Origin of the sequence: uncultured Campylobacter sp. (genome assembly GCF_937997535.1) — a bacterium.
Classification (GTDB): Bacteria; Campylobacterota; Campylobacteria; order Campylobacterales; family Campylobacteraceae; genus Campylobacter_B.
The window spans coordinates 13,507-33,462 of sequence record NZ_CALKTT010000015.1 but is presented as its reverse complement, the minus strand read 5'-3'; the positions used below and the strand labels follow the sequence as shown (position 1 = coordinate 33,462).

The 19,956-nt window shown below is 42.8% G+C and carries 17 protein-coding genes, 1 other RNA gene and 1 pseudogene; 7 read left to right on the top strand and 12 right to left on the bottom strand.

Features of this window, described 5'->3' with window-relative positions:
- Window positions 1-14 precede the first annotated feature (14 nt).
- The gene (locus tag Q0117_RS02040; protein WP_297921835.1) at window positions 15-731 is read left to right on the top strand and encodes a hypothetical protein; all 717 of its coding nucleotides are present in this window, start codon (window positions 15-17) and stop codon (window positions 729-731) included.
- Between the two features lie 276 nt (window positions 732-1,007).
- On the opposite strand, the gene tpx is transcribed toward Q0117_RS02040, so the two are convergent.
- A complete protein-coding gene (gene tpx / locus Q0117_RS02035) occupies window positions 1,008-1,532 on the bottom strand; it encodes a thiol peroxidase (RefSeq protein WP_297921832.1) in 525 nt (174 codons plus the stop codon).
- Between the two features lie 89 nt (window positions 1,533-1,621).
- Here tpx and Q0117_RS02030 point away from each other — a divergent pair, with 89 nt between their 5' ends.
- The 3 genes from Q0117_RS02030 (at window position 1,622) to hutX (ending at window position 4,327) form a co-directional block, all read left to right on the top strand.
- The gene (locus Q0117_RS02030) at window positions 1,622-3,100 is read left to right on the top strand and encodes an NINE protein (RefSeq protein WP_297921828.1); all 1,479 of its coding nucleotides are present in this window, start codon (window positions 1,622-1,624) and stop codon (window positions 3,098-3,100) included.
- A gap of 53 nt (window positions 3,101-3,153) precedes the next feature.
- On the top strand, window positions 3,154-3,597 hold the full coding sequence (locus Q0117_RS02025) for a DUF805 domain-containing protein (RefSeq protein ID WP_297921825.1): 444 nt from the start codon (window positions 3,154-3,156) through the stop codon (window positions 3,595-3,597).
- A gap of 217 nt (window positions 3,598-3,814) precedes the next feature.
- Window positions 3,815-4,327 carry a heme utilization cystosolic carrier protein HutX gene (gene hutX / locus Q0117_RS02020; protein ID WP_297921822.1) on the top strand — a complete coding sequence of 171 codons (513 nt, stop codon included), beginning with the start codon at window positions 3,815-3,817 and terminating at the stop codon, window positions 4,325-4,327.
- A 262-nt stretch (window positions 4,328-4,589) separates the two neighbouring features.
- Here the strand turns inward: hutX and Q0117_RS02015 are convergent, their stop codons facing one another.
- Together Q0117_RS02015 and Q0117_RS02010 are read right to left on the bottom strand one after the other, a co-directional pair.
- A complete protein-coding gene (locus tag Q0117_RS02015; protein WP_297921819.1) occupies window positions 4,590-5,024 on the bottom strand; it encodes an Imm12 family immunity protein in 435 nt (144 codons plus the stop codon).
- Window positions 5,025-5,395: 371 nt separating this feature from the next.
- Window positions 5,396-6,493, bottom strand: a complete 1,098-nt coding sequence (locus tag Q0117_RS02010) for a hypothetical protein (protein ID WP_297921816.1) — start codon at window positions 6,491-6,493, stop codon at window positions 5,396-5,398.
- 97 nt (window positions 6,494-6,590) lie between these two features.
- Between Q0117_RS02010 and Q0117_RS02005 the strand changes: the two genes are divergently transcribed.
- Together Q0117_RS02005 and Q0117_RS02000 are read left to right on the top strand one after the other, a co-directional pair.
- On the top strand, window positions 6,591-7,394 hold the full coding sequence (locus Q0117_RS02005; RefSeq protein WP_297896878.1) for a transporter substrate-binding domain-containing protein: 804 nt from the start codon (window positions 6,591-6,593) through the stop codon (window positions 7,392-7,394).
- Between the two features lie 229 nt (window positions 7,395-7,623).
- Complete coding sequence (locus tag Q0117_RS02000) at window positions 7,624-8,436, top strand: transporter substrate-binding domain-containing protein (RefSeq protein WP_297921812.1); 813 nt, start codon at window positions 7,624-7,626, stop codon at window positions 8,434-8,436.
- Window positions 8,437-8,834: 398 nt separating this feature from the next.
- On the opposite strand, the gene Q0117_RS01995 is transcribed toward Q0117_RS02000, so the two are convergent.
- From Q0117_RS01995 to Q0117_RS01985, 3 genes are all read right to left on the bottom strand, one after another.
- Window positions 8,835-9,422, bottom strand: a complete 588-nt coding sequence (locus Q0117_RS01995) for an HAD-IB family hydrolase (RefSeq protein ID WP_297921809.1) — start codon at window positions 9,420-9,422, stop codon at window positions 8,835-8,837.
- Between the two features lie 112 nt (window positions 9,423-9,534).
- Window positions 9,535-11,337, bottom strand: coding sequence for a translational GTPase TypA (typA, locus tag Q0117_RS01990; RefSeq protein ID WP_297921806.1), 1,803 nt, complete (start codon window positions 11,335-11,337; stop codon window positions 9,535-9,537).
- A gap of 64 nt (window positions 11,338-11,401) precedes the next feature.
- Window positions 11,402-11,821, bottom strand: a complete 420-nt coding sequence (locus Q0117_RS01985) for a hypothetical protein (protein ID WP_297901478.1) — start codon at window positions 11,819-11,821, stop codon at window positions 11,402-11,404.
- Window positions 11,822-11,868: 47 nt separating this feature from the next.
- Here Q0117_RS01985 and ffs point away from each other — a divergent pair.
- Window positions 11,869-11,966, top strand: an RNA gene (gene ffs, locus Q0117_RS01980) — signal recognition particle sRNA small type.
- Between the two features lie 3 nt (window positions 11,967-11,969).
- Here the strand turns inward: ffs and Q0117_RS01975 are convergent.
- From Q0117_RS01975 to dnaA, 6 genes and pseudogenes are all read right to left on the bottom strand, one after another.
- The gene (locus tag Q0117_RS01975; RefSeq protein WP_297921802.1) at window positions 11,970-13,205 is read right to left on the bottom strand and encodes an HD domain-containing protein; all 1,236 of its coding nucleotides are present in this window, start codon (window positions 13,203-13,205) and stop codon (window positions 11,970-11,972) included.
- A pseudogene (queF, locus tag Q0117_RS01970) lies at window positions 13,205-13,603 on the bottom strand (preQ(1) synthase); the annotation flags it as partial. The pseudogene queF and the gene Q0117_RS01975, both read right to left, overlap by 1 nt.
- Entirely contained in the window at window positions 13,582-15,006 is a 1,425-nt protein-coding gene (locus Q0117_RS01965) for an EAL domain-containing protein (protein WP_297921797.1), read from the bottom strand. The gene Q0117_RS01965 and the pseudogene queF, both read right to left, overlap by 22 nt.
- Window positions 15,007-17,319, bottom strand: a complete 2,313-nt coding sequence (gene gyrB / locus Q0117_RS01960) for a DNA topoisomerase (ATP-hydrolyzing) subunit B (RefSeq protein WP_297921794.1) — start codon at window positions 17,317-17,319, stop codon at window positions 15,007-15,009. It abuts the gene before it with no gap.
- Between the two features lie 10 nt (window positions 17,320-17,329).
- Entirely contained in the window at window positions 17,330-18,409 is a 1,080-nt protein-coding gene (dnaN, locus tag Q0117_RS01955) for a DNA polymerase III subunit beta (RefSeq protein WP_297921791.1), read from the bottom strand.
- A 156-nt stretch (window positions 18,410-18,565) separates the two neighbouring features.
- Window positions 18,566-19,894, bottom strand: a complete 1,329-nt coding sequence (gene dnaA, locus Q0117_RS01950) for a chromosomal replication initiator protein DnaA (RefSeq protein WP_297921789.1) — start codon at window positions 19,892-19,894, stop codon at window positions 18,566-18,568.
- Window positions 19,895-19,956 lie beyond the last annotated feature (62 nt).

The window sequence follows — 19,956 nt, the reverse complement described above, 5'->3', positions numbered from 1 at the left end:
CCAAAGGTCGCGCCGTGCAAATCTCGAATTTGATCCAAAATTTTATCCGCAAACGCATAGTTTCAGAGTCCATTTTGCTGCCGTTTCTCTATCCCGATGAGGGCGAGTTTGAGAGTTTTCAGGAAGGATATAGACTCGTTGGCCGCAAAACTGGCGAGGAGCTAGCAGACGACGCACCAGGACAGTGGCGCAAGAGCTGGCGGGTCATCGCGCGTAACGGCATGGACGATCCGTTTTTCGTGGATTTTGCCCTCGGGGACGCCTCGCCGGTGTATTTTGCCTATCACGGCGCGGGCTCGTGGGAGCCGATAAAGGTCGCGGACGACATCGTTAAATTTGAAGAAATTTTAACCGCACTTGCCGCGTTTGAGGCGCCTTGCTCGCTTGAAGCGATCGCGCCGCTTGCTGATTTAAACAACGAATTTTACCGAGAGCTGGCGGACGACTACGCGCAGGAAGATGAAGCGCGCGAGGAGCCGGGATATAAATATTTCAGCGTTTTCATCGAGGATGTGGGCGCGGACAAGGTAAAAACGCTCGTGTTTTTAAAGAAAATTTTTGAGGACGAGAGCTTTGCAGCGACCAAAGAGAGAACACAAAATTTGCCGCTTTGCGTATTTAGCGGCATAGGGGAATCGGTGCTACCGCTGCAGGACAAACTCGCCTCGCTCGGAGTTAAATTTTACGCGCGGGAGATCTCTTTTAGCGAGTTTATCGCGTGGAGTAGTTAAGCGGGCAAATTTTAAATTTTCAACTCCCGCTGCTGCTAAATTTAAAATTTAGCAGCAGGCGATCCTATTAAATTTCGTGCTCGTTCGCTTGCTATCGCAGTGCGTTAATAGCTTTGCGTACGCTGGAGCGAAAATTAAAGCGTAAAATCAAAATGTAAAATTGAAGTGGATTTTAAGCGCCCTACTTCGTTTTTTACTTGCAGTAGGGCGAATTTGCTTAAAGTAGTGAACTAAAGCGAGGCGAAAATTATCCAAACCTTGGATCTATTATCTTGCTCAGTTAGAGCAGCTGTTGCGAGCGACGAGCTCTGCAAAATCTAGCGCTGCGTCGTAGTCGGGCTCAGAGGCTATGTCGCTTACGAGCTCTTTATAAACCACAACGCCTGCGGTATCTATGACGAAGATTGCTCTGGCACTAAGACCTGCTAATGCGCCGCTGGCGATGAGGGTGCCGTAGCGGCGACAAAATTCTTTATCGCGGAAATCGCTTGCAACGCGTAGATTTTTGATCCCCTCAGTCGTGCAAAACCTCCCCATCGCAAACGGTAAATCCATCGAAACGACGATTACTTCAGTGTTAGGAAGCGATGCGGCGCGCTCGTTGAACTTACGTGCCTCCGTCGCGCAGACGGGCGTATCTAGCGACGGCACGGCGACGATGATTTGCACGTGCTTGCCGCTAGCGATCTCGATTTCGCTTAGATCTTGAGCTACTAAGCGTACTTGCGGCGCGCGATCACCTAGATTTATCTCTTGCCCGCTTAACTCTACGGGCTTTCCTTGGAATGTTACTGTTGACATTTTTGTCCTTTGCTTTGAATTTGTAGTGGCGAATATACAAAAATTCCTTAAATTTCAGGTAAAATTGCTTTAAAAATCAAGGAGAGCAGATGGGCGAAGATATTTGGGGCAGCAGCAGCAATCCTGCGTCGCTAGCCAGTATAAGACGTAAAAGTGGCGAAGAGAAAAAGCCCTTGGACGAGAAGCCACAGGAGCAATCTGAGAATTTAGATTTAGCGCAAGAAGAACTTGCGGCGGATGATACTATAGAGCAAAATTCTGCGGCTCAGAATTCTATAGAGCAAAATTCCACTTCCATAAGGCAAAATTTTACTCCACAGAATTCTGCGGAGCAAAATTTAGCTTTTGCAGCTCAAGGCTTGGATGAAGAAAATTCTATTTTGCGAGATTCTGCCGCGACAGGCTCTGGCGAGCAAGATTCTAACGCTAAAAGTTTGAATTCTACCGAGAATGCCGCAAACTCGCAGAATTTTGTGGAGCAGAATTCCACTTGGCAAAATTCAGCTTCCTCAAATTCCGATAGAATTAACTCTACGCAAAGCTCAGCTAAGGTTTACGATCTAAATAAAGCCTACGTATTTTATATGTTCCTCGGGCCTTTCGGTGCGCATAGATTTTATCTTGGGCGTATAATCTCCGCGATTTTTCAGCTTTTAGGCGGGCTGCCATTTCTCATCTGGCTTTTTTTAGTAGTGGTTGCTGTCATATGGACGAGTATAGAAGGTAACGATCTGTTAGCGCTTATAAACTCATCTCGTCCGGATTTGGGCGTGCAAGCATCAGACCTAAAAGATATAGAACAGGGCTTTTTTCATTTTATGGTTATTTTCTCGGTGCCCAATGTTTTATTTTTAATCTGGCTTATTAGCGACTTTTTTAGGTTGCCTGATATGGTGCGAAAGCTAAATGTATCCGTAGGCGTGGGAGCAATCCTGTATGTTTATACGGATGACGCTAAAGAGCAGAGCGAAAATCTATCTACTGCCAAAACTACCCTTTACATAGCGTTTGGGCTTGAGGCGTTAAATGCGGTAGGCAGATATATCAAGAATGTAGATAAAGTTGGTGCGTTGGAGGGCGTCGGACTTATATCTATGATATGCCTAGCTGTGGGGCTATATTTTTTAGCGCGCGCTATACGCAGCACGGATCTGCTATCAAACGCCGTGCTAGTCGGGGTTTCCTCGGCTATAAGCGCAGTAAGCACTATATTTGTAGGATTTGAATTGTTTAATCCATCAGTTTTTATGATAAGCATTTATTGCGTATGCACAGCGGTATATCTTATCTATCAGCTGCTAGTTAGTAAAGAGCTTTATGATTGCAGCGGAGAGAAAAACTATCTAAGAGCGTTTTATGTTATTGCAGCTACGGAGATAGTAACTCTAGTCTTGATAGCGCTTGACTCGCAGCTTTTCGCTTTAGTATTTGCCATAGGGTGGTTAGCTTCGGTAGTTTTAAATGTTTCGGCGGTTTATGGCACTAGGGAGGTTACCGCTTCAAAAGGTGGCTACAATCTAGAGAATCTGGCGTATCACGTAAGGCAGATGAATAGGCGGGAGTTTTAGGTATTTAAGGGCGATTAGTATAATCTTATATTATTTTAAAAAAGGAGTTTAAAATGACTTTTATGGAGTCTGTGCAAACTTGCGTAAAGCAAAAATACGCCGCATTTAGCGGGCGAGCATCAAGGTCGGAGTACTGGTGGTTTTTTCTATTTACCGTGCTTGGCGGGATTGTTTTGAGTTTGATAGATGGTGTTTTAGGCACTACGATAGGATATAATCAAATAATAGCCGGCAGGATCGTTCATCAAGAAATCGGCATTATAGATGCGCTTTTTCAGCTAGCTATGCTCGTGCCAGCCATTGCCGTATCGGTCAGGCGACTACATGACACCGATAGAAGCGGCTGGTTTTTTCTGCTTATTTTAACGCCGATCGTGGGTGCTTTTTTCGGCGATATCGGACTTTTGGTGTCATTTGTGGGTTGGATAGTGCTGCTTGTGTTTTTCGTACAGCGCGGCGATAGCGGATCCAATCGCTTCGGATACGATCCGCTATGATAAAGCTCTAAAGCTTTGCGGAATTTTAGAATTCTAAAATTCCGTGCAGATAAAATTCTTTGTATTATCACTTAAAATTCTATGCATAAGCACTTTGTAGCGCTAAATTTTTCTTAGGATAAGCTTTTCAAATCCTCTTTAATTGATTGCCATTATCTGTAACTTAGAATTTTTATATTATAATGGCTCTTAAAATTTTATTTTAGAAAGGATGAAAATGAAAGAGAGAATCGAGGCGCTGTTCGCGCAAAATCCTAAAATTTCGATCGCGCAGATCTGCAAGGAGCTCGGCGCCAAGGAGATCGACGTGCTGCTAAACCTGCCCGAGCGCTACGGAAAGAGCACGGGCGGCGATAAATTCTGCGAGGTCATTAGGGAGCTTGAGAGTTGGGGTGAGGTGCTTTTTGTAAAAAATACGCCGAGCTTCATCATCGAGTTTAAAACCAAGATCCCAAGCGGCAAGAGCGCGCAGGGATATTATAATTTCGGCATGGGCGCAAACGGCGATGAGGCGCATGGGCTGGGCATTTTGGGGGGTCATCTAAAGACGGATGAGATCGATAAGATCATCCTCGTGACGCAGACTTTCATGGGCATGCTCTCGAAATTCGTGGGCTTTTACGACAAGGCGGGCGAGAATATCTTTAAAATTTACGTCTCGCGCGACGAGAAAGGACAGCTGCTAGCCGAGCAAGACGCGAAATTTGAAGCGCTAAAAGCCGCGATTTAGCGCTAGCGCGAGATTAATTTTGCCCTGCCCGCGCATCGCCTGCTTGAGCTTTAAAATTCTACGGGGCGCCAACCAAGGCGCTTTAAGCTAGCCAATAAGCTTTCGGGCAAAATTTTAAATTATCGTTGATGATGAAATTCCAAACTCACCTCATCGCTATTTGCGCTTTAAGGTGTTTGGAATTTCACGGGCTCGGCTAGCGCCTACTTTATCTGAAGTGGAATTTTACCGCTTCAGATAGATAGCCCTTTTAAATTTTATTTCAACAATCTACTACTAAATTTTCAAAAATTTTATTTATATTGTCTTTGTACTGCGTATCGTCAAACTCTAAATTATTATTCGCAATCTTCCGCCCGGTAATATCTCCAAGCTCTATAAGATATTGCTTGAACTTTTCTAAAAATTTATCTACATTTGCCTTTTTATCGTAGCCCCACTCATCTGAGCTAAAATGAATATACGCAATAATTTTTTTGCTTTTAAGATAATATTTCGGCTGGTAAATTCCCGATTTCGTAAAATATCTCAATATTTCCTCGTTCAAACAAAGGCAAATATCGATCTTTTGTAGAGATTCCATTTCAAAGTCGCTAAAAACCCTTTTAATCTCTTGTCTTGCCGCTCTTACAATATCCGGCATATAGATCGGCACATCATCCGCCCCGCCGATAACGGCATTTATGCTAAATTTCACACTGCACCTCGTCCTTAAATTATAAAGTGGTATTATCCAAAATTTCGGCTCATTATATCATCTTCATAATATTTATTGGGTGCTGGAGCTACGGAGTTTTGAAATCGATATAATTTTTTATCAAAATAGACCCGAATAAAGATAAAATTTTAAAATTTACCTCCGCCGCCGCACTGTCTGGCAAATACATTAAAATTTATCTCGAATGAACTTAATAGCGAGCTGTTTTATAAGCTGAGGAGGGTAGGTTAGGCGGAACAAATTTTGCTTTTTCGCTCGCGTTAAATGACAAAGTAGGGCGGCTGCGACTGGCGCAATTATAATAGCGAATTTATCCGCTTGCCACGCCGTAACTGCTTAAATTTTAAAATTTACTTCTCTTTGCGGCTTAAAATTTTAGAAATTTTTGCGGCGTCGTAAGTTTTTGCCTGCGCTTTTAGAAACTCGCAAAGTCCCTTCTGCTTGCAAAGGCCGTGAGCGAGCAAAAACTCCACCGTGTCTGTATCATCCAGTACTGCGGCTAGCTTAATCAAGCCCGTTAGCTCATTTTGCGGTAGCTCGCGCAAGCTTTGAAATTTTAAAATTTCCTCTACATAGCGTAGCCTTCCGTCGCGGAATTTTTTAAATCTTGCGCTATTTATGAACTCACGAACGCGTGGATCAGGCGGATTTTTATATGCCGAAACGATAAAACCTGCATCTCGTAAAAATAGCAGCTCTCCTCCTGCAACCGAGCTTACCACGCCGCTAATATCTGTAGCGCCCAGCTCAAGAAGCAATGAAAACGTCTCAAAATCTCCGCACGATGTGGCTAGATGTAACGATCCGCGTGCATGTATATTTGCGCCGTGCTCTACCAAAAATCGCACTAATCGCAGCACATCCGCATTTTTTAAAATTGTGCGACGTCCTAACTTTTCGCTTGGAGTTATTAAATTCTTTTCGTCTGCACCCAAATCAGCGCTGTTTGGCGCATCAATACCCGCACCAAAATCAAGCGGACAGCCGTAAGAAATCGCAGTTTGCAACGGCGAGCCGATATATCCTTCATTGTAGTTCAAATCAGGCTTAAACGCAAGTATTCGAGTAATTCGTGTAAAATCAAGCTTTCCGCTTCGCATTAGTTTCGTATTTGCAATAAAGGGCGTAAAAATCCGCTCGCCAAACTCCCCGAAATCCTCGTCGATCCTGCCCCTGTTTTGCGCCGCGAATTCCAAAAGCGCGTCCAAGCCCGTATCTATCTGCGCATCGCTAGCATTTTCATCGTAAAAAATTTCAAAATTTGGCTGCGGCAAATTTGATGCCACCTGCTGCGTAGTAGAAGCCGCCGCATCCTCTTTAGCGGCGCCGAAAGCGTAGCCCGCAAGTAAAAGCCACAAAAAGATAAAATTTTTCATATCGCCCTCGCTTAAATTTTGCGCGATTATATCAAATCTAAGGCTAAATTTAACGGCGTCTTGGAATTTCATAAAAAGCAAACGGCAAATAAATTTAGCCCAAAAAAGCGCCTTTTGATTTTAATTTCGCTAGAATTAGCCATAAATAACCTAAACAAAGGAGCGGCAAATGAAACTACTTTTTACTTTGATCTTGCTTTGTGCGGGGCTTTTTGCAAACACGCTGCAAGAGATCAGAAATAGCGGCGTCATCAGAGTCGGCGTCAGAGATGGTAGACCGCCTTTTAGCGAGATTAGCGGCGGTAAATTTGAAGGCTTTGAGATCGAGCTTGCCAATGCGATCGCAAAGGCGATTTTTGGCGCCAAACAAGGCGAAGTGCAGTTTGTCTCTCTAAGCGCCGCCGATCGCGTCTCATATCTAGTCAATAATAAAGTCGATATGGTCGCAGCTACCTTCGTCATCGATTCGGCGCGCAAAAATCATGTAGACTTCTCGATGCCGTATTTTTCGACCAATCTCGGCGTACTAACTCGCAAAGCGGACGCCATCAAAGATATATCGCGTTTGCGTGATATGAGGCTCATCACTGAAGAGGGCACGACCGTAGATAATTACCTCAAAAAAGAGAAATTTAGCAACGTAAGCTACTGCAAAAGCACAAGCGAATGCTACGCGATGATCCGAGACGGTAAGGCTGATGGATACATCAATTTAAATATCACGGTGCTAGCCTACGCCGTCGTGGACGATACGCTCGAAGTGCCGTTTCAAAACTTCGGTAAGCCCGATTTTATCGGTATCGGAGTGCAAAAAGGAAATAAGGAGCTGCTTGATTTCATCAACGCAGAGCTTGTCAAACTAAGCAAAGAGGGCTTTTTCAAAAAGGCTTATCAAGACACCTTCGAGCCTTTTTACCGCGGCACGGCGGATAAAAAATACTTCCTGCTAGATGGAATTTATGATTTGCTATAAAAGCGTAGAGCTAGAAATTAAAATATAAAATTTATCGAAGGCAGTTTGCATAACGAATAAATCTTGGGATTTAAAATTTTTCAAATTCATTAAATTTCAAATCCCCACTTCGCCCCTAAATTTCAAACCTGCATACGCGCGGTAATTGAATTTTAAACCGCTTACATTTATTTTCTCTAAAATATATAGTGCTATAATTATTTTAAAACTAAAAAGTAGGGGGCTTTTTATGAGATTACTTTTTATTTTAGCCTTATTTTGCGCTAGCATTTTTGCAAATACACTAGATGAAATCAGGCAGGCAGGGGTTATCAGAGTGGGCGTGCGCGAAGGTCGGCCGCCACTAAGCGAGTCTAATAATGGCAAGTTTGAGGGCTTTGAAATCGAGCTTGCTAGCTCGATCGCCAAAGACATTTTCGGCGATAAAAAGGGCGAAGTGCAGTTCGTAGCCGTCACCGCAGGCGAGAGAATCCCGTTTTTGAAAAATAATAAGGTCGATATGGTTATCGGCACCTTTATGATTACGCAAGAGCGCAAGAAGCAGGTAGATTTCTCGCTGCCCTATCTATCGGTAAATTTTGGCATCGTAACGCGTAAAGAGGATCAAGTGAAGGACTTCGCGCAAGTTCGCGATATGAGAATTTCGATCGAAAAAAATCCCAACGGCTCGATGACCGAGCGCTATCTGCGCAAAGAGAAATTTAGCAATTTAGTTTATTGCAAAAATACCTCCGAGTGCTACGCGATGATGAAGGACGGCAGAGCCGACGGCTACGCCAATGACAACATCATCGTCCTAGCCTATGCCGTAGTAGACGACGCGCTGGAGGTGCCATTTAAAAATTTAGGAGCGGCGGAATTTCTAGGCATCGGCGTGCAAAAGGGCAACAAGGAGCTACTGGATTTCATAAATTCCGAACTCATCAAGCTGAGCAAAGAGGGGTTTTTCAAAAAGGCTTATGAGGATACTTTCGAGCCGTTTTATCGCGGCACGGCGGATAGAAAATATTTCCTTTTAGACGGAATTTATAACATGCTTTAGAGCTTAGAATTCTTAGGCGCGAGATTTTTAAATTTTAAAATTCCGCCTCGCACGCGGCAAGTGGAATTCTACGATCTTTAAATTTTGAAATTTTAGTAACCGAGAAATTCCGTAAATTCTAAAATTTGAAATTTTATCTCACGCTCGCTCGGTTTTAGAATATCTATATTTTATCAGAGCAAAATTCTATGTTACGGACAAAATTTTAAAATTTTACGTACGACGGAATTTTAGAATTTTATCCGCACCGCGAATTTTAAAATCCTGCGCTACACGGAATCCCGCAGACAAGCGCGATAAATTTAAAAGGATAAAATTCTGCATGAGGTAAATTCTGATTCACGGCAAAAGCGCAGTCGCCGCAGATGCTATCGTTTAAGCTTTGTAGCCGCAGAAATTTACTCAAACGCCTTGTAGTGCGCCTCGTCGGCAAACTCGAGCATCTCGCGATCGCCCCTGCTATCGCCGTAAGCGATAACGCGATCGAAAGCCTGCACGTCGTATGCTGCACGCACGCGAGCGACCTTTTGCGCGCCGTAGCAGTTCTGCCCCTCGATCTCGCCCGTGATGATGCCGCCTTTGCGCCGTATTTTAGTGCCTAAAAGCTCCAAGCCCTGCGCCTCGCACCACGGACGCAGCCAGTCTTCGAGCGAGGCGGTGACAATGACGACCCTATCGCCCGCGGCTTTGTAGGTTGCGATCTTGTCCATCGCGCTTTGTTTTAGGATATCTTCGATGTGGGTGGTGGAGTATTTTTTGCAAATTTTATCGAATTTATCGGCACTCATACCCGCAAAAAAGTAGCCTAGAAGCTTTCTGCGCGTAAAGTTATTGCTCGCAAGGCCTAGCTTATATGCCGCTAAAATGGGCGATAGCACCAAAATCCCGCGAAAAAATTTCTTAAATCCGACTACGTAGGCGACGAACTCGAGCAGCGAATCATCGCGCGTGATCGTGCCGTCAAAGTCGAATAAAACAAGATTCATTGCCTCTCCTAGCAAAATTTCAGAAGCGTAAATTTTAAAATTTGCCTATAAAAAAGGCGTGAAATTTAAAAGCTAAATTTCACGCCGAATTTTAAAATTTCATCCAAAAATTCTATTTTTTAGCCATTCGTCTGCGCGTCGTAGGGTCTAAGTATCGCTTACGCACGCGGATATTTACTGGCGTAACCTCCACAAGCTCGTCCTCTTCGATCCACTCCAGCGCGCGCTCTAAATTTAGCGCGCGCGGCGGCACGAGTTTGATCGCATCGTCGCTACCGCTCGCGCGGACGTTGGTTAAATTTTTACCCTTGATCGGATTGACGTCCAGATCGTTCGGACGGCTGTGCTCGCCGATGATCATACCCAGATAAACCTTCGCCTGCGGAGCGATAAAAAGCACGCCGCGATCTTGCAGGTTCCACAGGCTGTATCCTAGCGCCACTCCGTTTTCCATACTCACGAGCGCGCCGTTTTGTCGCTTCTCGACCGCGCCTATGAAAGGGCGGAATTCCAAAAAACTATGGTTCATTACGCCTTCGCCGCGAGTATCGGTCAAAAACTGCGAACGAAAGCCGATAAGACCGCGCGCCGGGATCTCAAACTCCATACGCGTTTGCCCGTCGCCGGTAGGGTTCATCACCTTCATCTCGGCCTTTTTGCGGCCTAACTTTTCGATGACGGTGCCGGTGCAATCATCGGGCGCGTCGATAACTAGGTGCTCGAAGGGCTCGCATTTGATGCCGTCGATCTCTTTGATGATAACTTCCGGGCGCCCGAGGCAAAACTCAAAGCCCTCGCGGCGCATATTTTCGGCTAAAATCGTGATCTGCAACTCGCCGCGGCCGCTTACTTTAAATTTGCCCTCGCCTGCGTTTTCATAGCGCATCGCTATGTTGGTTTTCATCTCCGCTTCCAAGCGCTCGTCGATCTTATTTGAGGTTACGAATTTGCCCTCCGTACCGGCTAGCGGTCCGTCATTTACGCTGAAAATTACGCTAAGGGTGGGCTCTTCGATATGTAGCGCATCAAGCGGGATCGGATTATTGGGATCGACGATACTATCGCCTACGTCAAGCGCGTCAAAGCCAGCGATTGCCACGATGTCGCCCGTGCCCGCCGCGTCGATGTCGGTGCGCTCAAGCCCGTTAAAACCGATGAGCTTTGAAATTCTACCATTTATATGCGTGCCGTCGGCTTTAGCTAGCATAACGCTTTGGTTCTTGTTTATCGTGCCGTTGAAAATCCTAGCGATGCCAATCTTACCTACGTAGTTGTCGTAATCGAGCGTGAAAACCTGCAGCTGCAGCGGATTTTCATCGCTACCGCTCGGAGTTGGAACGTGAGAGATGATCGTCTCAAAAAGCGGCTTCATATCGGTGCTTTCGTCGTTTAGATCGTATTTTGCGTAGCCGTTTTTGGCCGCGGCGTAGATGACGGGGAACTCAAGCTGCTCGTCGTTTGCGTCAAGCGCTACGAAAAGATCGAAAATTTCATTTACTACGCGGTCTGGATCGGCTGCGGGCTTGTCAATTTTATTTACTACTACGATCGGTCTGAGCCCTAAAGATAGCGCCTTTTTCACGACAAATTTCGTCTGCGGCATAACGCCTTCTTGCGCGTCGACGAGCAAAAGCACGCCGTCCACCATCTTTAGCACGCGCTCGACCTCGCCGCCGAAATCGGCGTGGCCCGGAGTGTCGATAATGTTAATTTTAACGCCGCCGTAGTGGATGGCGGTGTTTTTGGATAGTATCGTAATGCCGCGCTCGCGCTCTATGTCGTTGCTGTCCATCACGCGCTCGCCGACTTCTTGGTGATTACCAAATGTGCCGGACTGTTTTAAAAGCTCATCTACGATAGTGGTCTTGCCGTGATCGACGTGCGCGATAACCGCAATATTTCTGATATTTTCCAAATTTTTCTCCGTTTGCTATTTTAAAGGCTGACGATTATACTAAAAAAATTCTTAAGATAAAAATTTACGAGTACTCTTTGACTTCGCAGACAAAAAACTCATAAACGCGCTGTTGAATTAGTGCATCCTCGTCATCATCTCCGATCAGACGGCGCAGATGCGAAAAATCGATCTTTTTGATATATTTTTTGTTGTTTTTGATATCTCTGTCGATCTCTTTTAGAAGCGAGTCTAAATTTAAACTTTTATAGGTTTTCGCCTTTAAGATATACTCTTTTACGATGGAAACAAGCACGCCGATGCGCTGCTCGTCGCCCGGATAAATTTCGCCCGCTATATCTTTGATCACGTCGTAATCCTCGTCGGTCTGCTTCTTTTTGGCAAGCAGCATTGCGGCAAAAATTTTGGCTCTAAACTCAATAGAGCGATGGTGAGGGATAAAAACCTCGCGAAATACGGATAAAAGATGATTTTTAAAATTCATTTATAACCTTACTTTAAGAAACATTTCCATATAATCCCGATTGCCCTTTCTTAGACCTGTGCAATGCTTTTTTTAGGCACCGCTTCAGGGTAGGAATACAGCAGAGCACTTAGATCTCGCATGTGCCGCAGCCATCTGGGAAGGGGTTTTATAAATCAATCCTATTAAGTCCGAAATGTTCTTTGAAATCCTCGCAAACACTCTGAAAATCGACGCCTTCAATTTTCGGCTTGGCTTTGAAAAACTCTAACATCGAATTATACCCGCTAAGCAGCTCCTTGCTCTTTACGCCGTAACTAATCGAAATCCCCGCCTCAAAAAACGCCGCTAATTTATCGCAATACTTAAGCGCCTTGCCGTCGATTGCGCGAAATTTATCTTCGTTAAACATCTTTAGGCTGCCTTCTGCAAATTTAGGCTCCTTGCCTAGCTCGAAGGTGCGGTTTTCAAACTCATCTTTTATAAATTTACTGCCCTCTTTGCGGATGCCTAAAATATAACTAAAATCATCTCTCATATGCTCGGGCACGAAAGGTAAAATTTTATCGTCTATTAGCCGCATCTCATATTCGCCGATGATGTCGCTAAGGCCTTTGACGCCGTATTTTACTGGGCTAATGATGTCGCGAGTGAGGCTTTCGGGCAAATCGTGAAATAGAGCGCAGAAAAAATTATATGCCGTGCGCGAGCGGCACGCACCAACTTCAAGCGAGAAAAAGTAGCTTAAAATCGCGACTACCAGCATATGTCCCAGCACTGATGTCTCAGGAATGCGCGGCGTCTGAGCCCAGCGTTTTTGAAAACGAAGTCTGCCGCTAAGATCGACTATGCGGGCAAGTTTTTTGTTCATCACGATCTTTCGCACGCCGATGAGCTCGTAATAATCCTCGAGCTCCTCCTCGACCTTGGATTTTAGCTCCTCGATATCGTTTAAAAACTGGCTCGTTTGATATACGATATTAAATTCCCACCGCGTAGAAAGGTAGCTTGCCGCCTTTAAGATCACGGCTTCTTTTTTATGATCTTTGGAATTTAGATATTTTTTAAATCGCTCGAAAAAGGCGCCGTTTTGAATAGGCAAAAGATCACTTTCCAGGACGCTTAAAACCCATTCGTTGATCTTTTTTTTCTTGGTTTTTTGGATCTGATGAAAAACGTCCGGGCGAATGTCTGTTACTACGATGCGCGCTAAAAACTCGAAAATCCCCGCTTCGATGACGTAGTTGATATCCACGTCGCGCTCAAAGCTAGCGATGAAATAAGCGATGATAAATTTATGCGCCTGCTTGTCGAGCTCGACTAAACTTACCATCTTTGGGTAATCGTTCCAGCGGCTAATACTTGCAGATTTAAAAATTTGTTCGACTAAATTTGAGCTTATCATCGGTAAATTTGATCCGAATTTATTTCGATTACCGTGTGGACGTTGCCGCGCGGATTAAAATCGCCCGTGATTTTCATAAATTTAGGCTTTAGCTTGCTTTGAAGCGCGCCGTAAATTTCATTTATGCTATCTTCGTGGCTGATGTAGCGGTTCATAAAGGAATTTATGTAAAGTTTGATCGCTTTAAGTTCGACTACGAGCTTGTCCGGGATATATTCCAAATAGATCGTCGCAAAGTCCGGATAGCCCGAGCGCGGGCAGCGGCAACAAAACTCGGGCAGGGTGATTTTTATCAAATAATCACGCTCCTGTTTATTGGGCCAAACTTCCATCTTTTCTATGTCAAATTTCTCAATTTCCTCTTCGCCATATCTCACTATGATCTCCTTAAATTCGATATATCGTTTGGCTTTTCGACGCAAAATCCCTGAATATAATCAATACCCATTTTATAAAGCTGCATTTGAAATTCCTCTTTGTCAATGAAGCGCATTACGGTTTTAATGCCCGATTTTGCACAGGCATCGTTGATGCCTATAAAAATATTTTTAATCTTTTCATCGTCTAAATTTTTATTAAATTCTATATCGTAAACGATAAAATCCACTTCCAAAAATTTCAAATATTCAAAGCTCGCGTTTGAGCCGCCAAACTGCGACAGTGCGAAGCTAAATCCGAGTTCGCGAAATTTAATCAAAATTTCGTCAAAGCGCTTGATCTCCGAATAGATAAGCTTTTCGTTAAACTCAAACACGATCTTTTTCGGATCAATCAGATTATTATCGATGAGCTTTAAAATTTCATTGCGAAACTCGTTATTTCGCAGGGTCTGAGGCATGATCTCGATAAAAATTTTAGCATCGATATCTTTAAAATAGATAATCCTAGAAATCTGCCTCATCATCGAAATATCGTATTTAATATCGTAATGATTTAGCAGCAAAATATCTAAAATTCTACTTTTTGTAATCTTTTCGCCGCTTCGCAGATCGAGCTTCGGAATTAAATTTATATGCGATTTTACGCCGTTTTTATCTGCAACGCGCTGATATTTAAAGCTGAAATTTTCACTATCGATCGCTTCCATAACGTCGGCGGAAAATACGTCGATTAATACTTTCTCTACATCAATAGCCTTCTCGCCGTGCTCTTCGTCGTCCAGGTGATTTATTTTATAAAATAGCGCATTTACGATATTATGTAGATTGCGATCATAGGAGCTTGGAAGCATCGTAAATTCGCTTTTTATCTCTACATTTTTAATCGTTTGACTTGAAATCTTATGCTCAAACATCCGCAAAATATGGCTTAAATTCGTAGCTTTTGATTCTACTCCGAATACAAAGTAGCCGTTTATAAAGCGCCCGATCGGAAGGTCCTTAAAACCCTGCTCCGCCATAAAATTTGAAAGTTCTTTACAATACTCGTATAAAATTTCATCGCCGTTTTTGTAGCCGTATCGATCGTTTATGTCGATGATATTTTTAATTCGCAAAAGAACGATATTTATTTGACGATTTTTAGCTAGATCATTACTTAAAATTTTCTCGATCTCCTCGCGCACAAACACATGCGTAACAGGATCAATCAGCGTCTTTTGGAAGCCGAAGTAAATTTGATATATAACATAATAAACATAGCAGATTAAAAGTATAAAAAATAAAATTACGTCGTCAAATTTAAACTCGCCGTTTCGGAACAAAATAATTCCGAAAACAATCAAAACGCAGGTAAACGGCACCGAAATTTTAAGTGCCGTTATGAAACGGTTTTCGCGTTCTTTGGTCTCACTAAATAGCATCTAAACGTCCAAATGTTTTACATCTTTGGCATGATCTTGGATGTAGTTCCTACGCGGTTCAACCTCGTCACCCATAAAAAGATTAAAGGTATCGCTAGCACTTTGCGCGTCTGCAATGCTAATTTTTAAAAGCCTTCTATTTTCAGGGCTCATAGTGGTTTCCCAAAGCTGCTCCGGATTCATCTCTCCAAGACCTTTATAGCGCTGAATATAAGCGCCTTTTTTCGAGCTTTTTTCGATTTCATCTAAAATTTCAATAAAATCCTTGCCAAAGCTTACATCCCGATCTTTAATCTTTGAATAAATTCTAATCGCCTCTTCAAAGATATAATTGCCGAATAAATTTTCATCTATCACGAGCTGTTCCAGGCCGCTCGGCGTCTGGACGTAAATTCTAATCCCCTCATCATTTACATAGGAATTTAAAATATTAAATCCTTCACTTTCTAGGCGCGGTTTTAAAATTTTAAACAGCTCCTCATAATCAAGGCTTCGCGCTTCGTCGTTTTCTATCAAAAATCTGATCGCGCTAAGCACGCTGAAGCGCTTTTTTAGCTCATTTAGAAGCGAACGGTAGTTCGAGACGATTTTTAGATAATCGATCAGATCCTCGTTGCCGATACCTTCAAACTCGCCCATATCAATGCCCGTTTCGATCAAAAACTCGCTCAGCGCCTTTTCGTCTTTCAAATAAATTTCTTTTTTGCCCTTTTTATATCTAAAAAGCGGCGGCTGTGCTAGATAAACATAGCCGTTTTCGACAACAGGGCGCAAAAATCTAAAGAAAAATGTTAGAAGCAGCGTCTGGATGTGGCTACCGTCGACGTCCGCATCGGTCATAATGATGATTTTGTGATAGCGAAGTTTTTCCTCGTTAAATTCCTCTCCGATACCGCAACCAAACGCCGTGATCATATTTTTAATCTCTTCTGATTGTAAAATTCTATCTAGGCGCGCCTTTTCTACGTTTAAAATTTTACCTCTAAGCGGCAGGATCGCTTGAAACAAGCGGTCTCTTCCCTGCTTCGCCGAACCGCCCGCGCTATCGCCCTCAACCAGATAAATTTCGCTGATGCTTGCATCCTTACTCTGACAATCGGCTAGCTTTCCGGGAAGGGTACCGACGGAATTTATATTATCTTTTTTGCGCGTTAGATCGCGCGCCTTTTTTGCCGCTTCGCGACCGCGCGCGGCTAAAAGAGCCTTATTCATAATGGCGCGCGCTTCGATCGGATTTTCTTCAAAATACTTGCTAAGCACCTCAAACGCCATCTTTTGCACGATCGGCTTAACGTAGCTGGAGCCCAGCTTTCCTTTAGTCTGTCCTTCAAACTGCGGCTCGGGAACTTTTACGCTAATTACCGCGATAAGTCCCTCGCGAACGTCGTCGCCGGTGATCTTCGTATCTTTTTCACGCGCAGCCGCATTTGCCGCGACGTAATTTGTTATCGCGCGCGTAAGACCCGCTCTAAAACCAGCCTCGTGAGTACCGCCGTCCGGAGTTTTAATATTATTTACGAAGCTTAATAAATTTTCGCTATATGTTTCGTTATACATCAGCGCAAAATCCACCATAACATCTTCCGCGCCGTCACTAAACGATACAGCTTTGGATATGGCAGGCGCTTTATTCATATCGTTTACGAAGCTCTCCAAACCGCCTTCAAAGTGAAAGTGCTCGTCCCTGCCCGTGCGATTATCTTTAAAATTTATCGTAATTTTTGGATTTAGATACGCTAGCTCGCGAAATCTTTTTGATAAAATTTCATCATCAAATTCTAAAATTTCAAAAATTTCGCCATCGGGCCAAAACTCAATCGTAGTGCCCGTGCGATTAGTAGTTTTTATCTTTTCAAGCTCGGTAGTAGGAATTCCTTTGGCAAATTCTTGTCTATAAATATTTCCGTCACGTTTGATCGTAGCAACGAGCTTTTTTGAAAGCGCATTTACAACGCTAACGCCAACGCCGTGCAGACCGCCGGAGACTTTATAGGTGTCTTTATCAAATTTACCGCCTGCGTGAAGCACCGTAAGAACCACCGTCGCGGCAGGAATTTTTTCAGTCGGGTGTATATCGACGGGAATTCCACGACCGTTATCGCTAACGATGCAGCTTCCCTCACTCGTGATCTCGACGTCGATTATGTCGCAGTACCCTGCCATCGCCTCATCGATCGAATTATCTACAACCTCATAAATCATATGATGAAGTCCACCGATATTGGTGTCTCCAATATACATTCCAGGGCGCTTTCTAACAGCCTCAAGGCCTTTTAAAACTTTAATATTACTAGCGCCGTAATTTTGCTTCATAAATTTTCCTTTAAATATTATTTATCGGCATGACAACCGTTTTTAAACCGTCCGCGCTAAGTACGAACGCCGTATCGGAGCTGTTAAAATCAAGCTCAAAAATTTCACTCTCAATATTACTTAAAAAATCGAGTAAAAAACGATTTTTAACGCCAAAAACTATTTCTCCGTTTATATCGATTGGCGCTTCGATTTCGGTCTTTGCCTCGGAATTATCCTCATTAATGCTCTCAAAAATCATTCCGTCCTTTTTAATGGTAACCTTCATCTCCTCGCACATTGCGTTTATCGCTCGCACGCCGCTTACCATCTTATCGCGTGGAATTGAAATTTTATACGCCGTATCGCTTGGAATAACGCGCTCGTAGTTTGGAAATTTGCCGTTAATAAGCTTTGTAAAAAACTCAAAATTCTCGCTCACCGCTAGCAGCACGTTTTCGTCGTAGTAAATTTTAATCTTGTCCGAAAATAGCTTTTGAATTTCGCCTATCGCCTTTTTAGGGATTAAAATTTTTGTATCTAGCTCGCCCGCTTTTGATTGAGTGATCAGCTTATAAACGCTAAGTCGCTTAGTATCGGTTCCAACTAAATTTAAAAAGCCCTCTTTTACGTCGATTAAAGCGCCGTTTAGCTCATATTTTGGATTGTTCGTATCGATCGACGGATAGATCTTTTTAAGGCTTCTGCCTAAAATTCCAGCATTTACGTCAAAGCTGTTTTTACTATCTATTGTAGGAAAGCTCGGAAAATCCCTCGTTTCAAACATCGGAAGCTTGTACTTGGATTTTTTTTGCTTTACAAATAGTGCTCCGTTAACGGTCTCTAAAGTCACGTTATCGTCGCTTAAGCCTTTAATAACGCTAAGAAGCTTACCTCCGTTTGCCGTGGCTTCTCCTTCCATTTCTATTGAGATATTTTGTAGACTATAGCTAAGTCCTATTTCGTGATCTGTAGCTTTTATACTAAAAATTCTATCTTTAGCACTCATTAAAAGATGTGATGTTATCGAGCTTAGATCTTTTTTGTCAAGATAGGAGCTGGCATTGGAAACTATCTCTTCTAAAAGTTTTTTAGTGATTAACACTTTCATATTTTTATCCTTTTAAATTTTTATCGTTGTAGTAGTTGGTAAGAGGTTTTTGTGAAAAACTTATCCTAAAGCTTGTCTTTAAGTAGTTTATCCAGTGAGTAAGTAGCTTTGTTTTATTCACTTTCATTCACCTTTTTTGCTTTATTTTCATAAAGTCTAAATTTCATTCTTATCCTTTTTGGTTATTTTGTTTTTTAGCTCTTCAATTTTTATCTTTAATATCTCGTCGGTTCGAATGAGTTCGTTGATTTTTTTGATATTTTTGCTGATAGCGCTGTGATCTTTTAGATTAAAGAATGTTGCGATTTTTGGCATTGAATTTTGAGTTAGTTGTTTGGTTAGATATATGCAAATTTGGCGCGCTTCTACGACGTTTTTACTTCGCGTTTTGCTCTTTAGCTCGCTAGGTTTTATGTTTAACTCTTTTGAGACGACCTCAATAACGTGTTCAAGGCTCACGCTTGAATATTTTTGGTGAATTTGATCTTGCAGTGTACTTTTGGTAAATTCCAGCGTGATCTTTGTACGAAGTATTGAGGAGTAGGCGTTTAGTTTGTTTATTGCGCCTTCGATTTCGCGGATATTGTCACCCATATTTGTAGCGATATATTCTACGACATCGTGTGGAATTCTAACGCGATTTTCCTCGCTCTTTTTATTGATAATGGCGATTTTAGTTTCTAGATTTGGCGGGGTAATGTTTGCTATTATGCCGCTTTCAAATCGCGTTGTGAGGCGACTTTCAAAGCCTTTTAAAAATTTCGGCGGCAGATCGTTGGTGAGGACGATTTGGCAATTTTTGTCTTTTAACTCGTTGAAGGTATAAAAAAGCTCCTCCTGAGCCTTATCGCGCCCGATTAAAAACTGAATATCGTCGATAAGTAAAACGTCGCAGTTGCGGTATTTTTGTTTAAATTTATCGATCGAGTTGTTTTTGAGATTAAAGACGAAATCATTAGCAAACTGCTCGCTGGTAACGCAGATGACGGTCTTTCCTTTTTTAATGCAGTAATTTCCGATCGATTGAAGTAGGTGAGTTTTGCCAAGTCCGCTAGGTCCGTAGATAAAAAGCGGATTAAAACGGATTCCGGGCTCTTTTGCGACCGTGATAGAGCACTCAAAAGCAAATTTATTTGAATCGCCGATGATAAAATTTTCAAAATTATAATTTTCGCTTAGAATCGTGCTCTTAGGCTTTTCGGAGATGATTTTTACCTTTTCTTTCGGTGAAATTTTAGCTTTTGAGGTGATTTTGACGATCACGTCGTTAAGCCCGAACTGTTTTTTGATAAGTTCTTTTATTTTAGTGCCGTATTTTGTCTGGGCATATTTGGCGATAAACTCGTTAGTTGCGTTGTAGATGAAAAATTCCGGTGTCGAGTTTTTATCGTTGAATTTCAAATTTTTAATGTATCTAGAGTATTCGGTAGGTAAAATTTCCTTCTCTAAATTCGATAAAATTTCTTGTGCTTGCGACGTCGCCATAAAATTCCCTTACAAATTAGATTAAGATTTTAGCTAAATTTCGCTAAATTTGCGGTAAATTT

Bases quoted from the DNA above. Each gene is read 5' to 3' on its own strand.
- tpx (WP_297921832.1), bottom strand. From the start codon at position 1,532: ATGTCAACAGTAACATTCCAAGGAAAGCCCGTAGAGTTAAGCGGGCAA.
- Q0117_RS02030 (WP_297921828.1), top strand. From the start codon at position 1,622: ATGGGCGAAGATATTTGGGGCAGCAGCAGCAATCCTGCGTCGCTAGCC.
- Q0117_RS02025 (WP_297921825.1), top strand. From the start codon at position 3,154: ATGACTTTTATGGAGTCTGTGCAAACTTGCGTAAAGCAAAAATACGCC.
- hutX (WP_297921822.1), top strand. From the start codon at position 3,815: ATGAAAGAGAGAATCGAGGCGCTGTTCGCGCAAAATCCTAAAATTTCG.
- Q0117_RS02010 (WP_297921816.1), bottom strand. From the start codon at position 6,493: ATGAAATTCCAAGACGCCGTTAAATTTAGCCTTAGATTTGATATAATC.
- Q0117_RS02005 (WP_297896878.1), top strand. From the start codon at position 6,591: ATGAAACTACTTTTTACTTTGATCTTGCTTTGTGCGGGGCTTTTTGCA.
- Q0117_RS02000 (WP_297921812.1), top strand. From the start codon at position 7,624: ATGAGATTACTTTTTATTTTAGCCTTATTTTGCGCTAGCATTTTTGCA.
- Q0117_RS01995 (WP_297921809.1), bottom strand. From the start codon at position 9,422: ATGAATCTTGTTTTATTCGACTTTGACGGCACGATCACGCGCGATGAT.
- Q0117_RS01985 (WP_297901478.1), bottom strand. From the start codon at position 11,821: ATGAATTTTAAAAATCATCTTTTATCCGTATTTCGCGAGGTTTTTATC.
- Q0117_RS01975 (WP_297921802.1), bottom strand. From the start codon at position 13,205: ATGATAAGCTCAAATTTAGTCGAACAAATTTTTAAATCTGCAAGTATT.
- Q0117_RS01965 (WP_297921797.1), bottom strand. From the start codon at position 15,006: ATGCTATTTAGTGAGACCAAAGAACGCGAAAACCGTTTCATAACGGCA.
- gyrB (WP_297921794.1), bottom strand. From the start codon at position 17,319: ATGAAGCAAAATTACGGCGCTAGTAATATTAAAGTTTTAAAAGGCCTT.
- dnaN (WP_297921791.1), bottom strand. From the start codon at position 18,409: ATGAAAGTGTTAATCACTAAAAAACTTTTAGAAGAGATAGTTTCCAAT.
- dnaA (WP_297921789.1), bottom strand. From the start codon at position 19,894: ATGGCGACGTCGCAAGCACAAGAAATTTTATCGAATTTAGAGAAGGAA.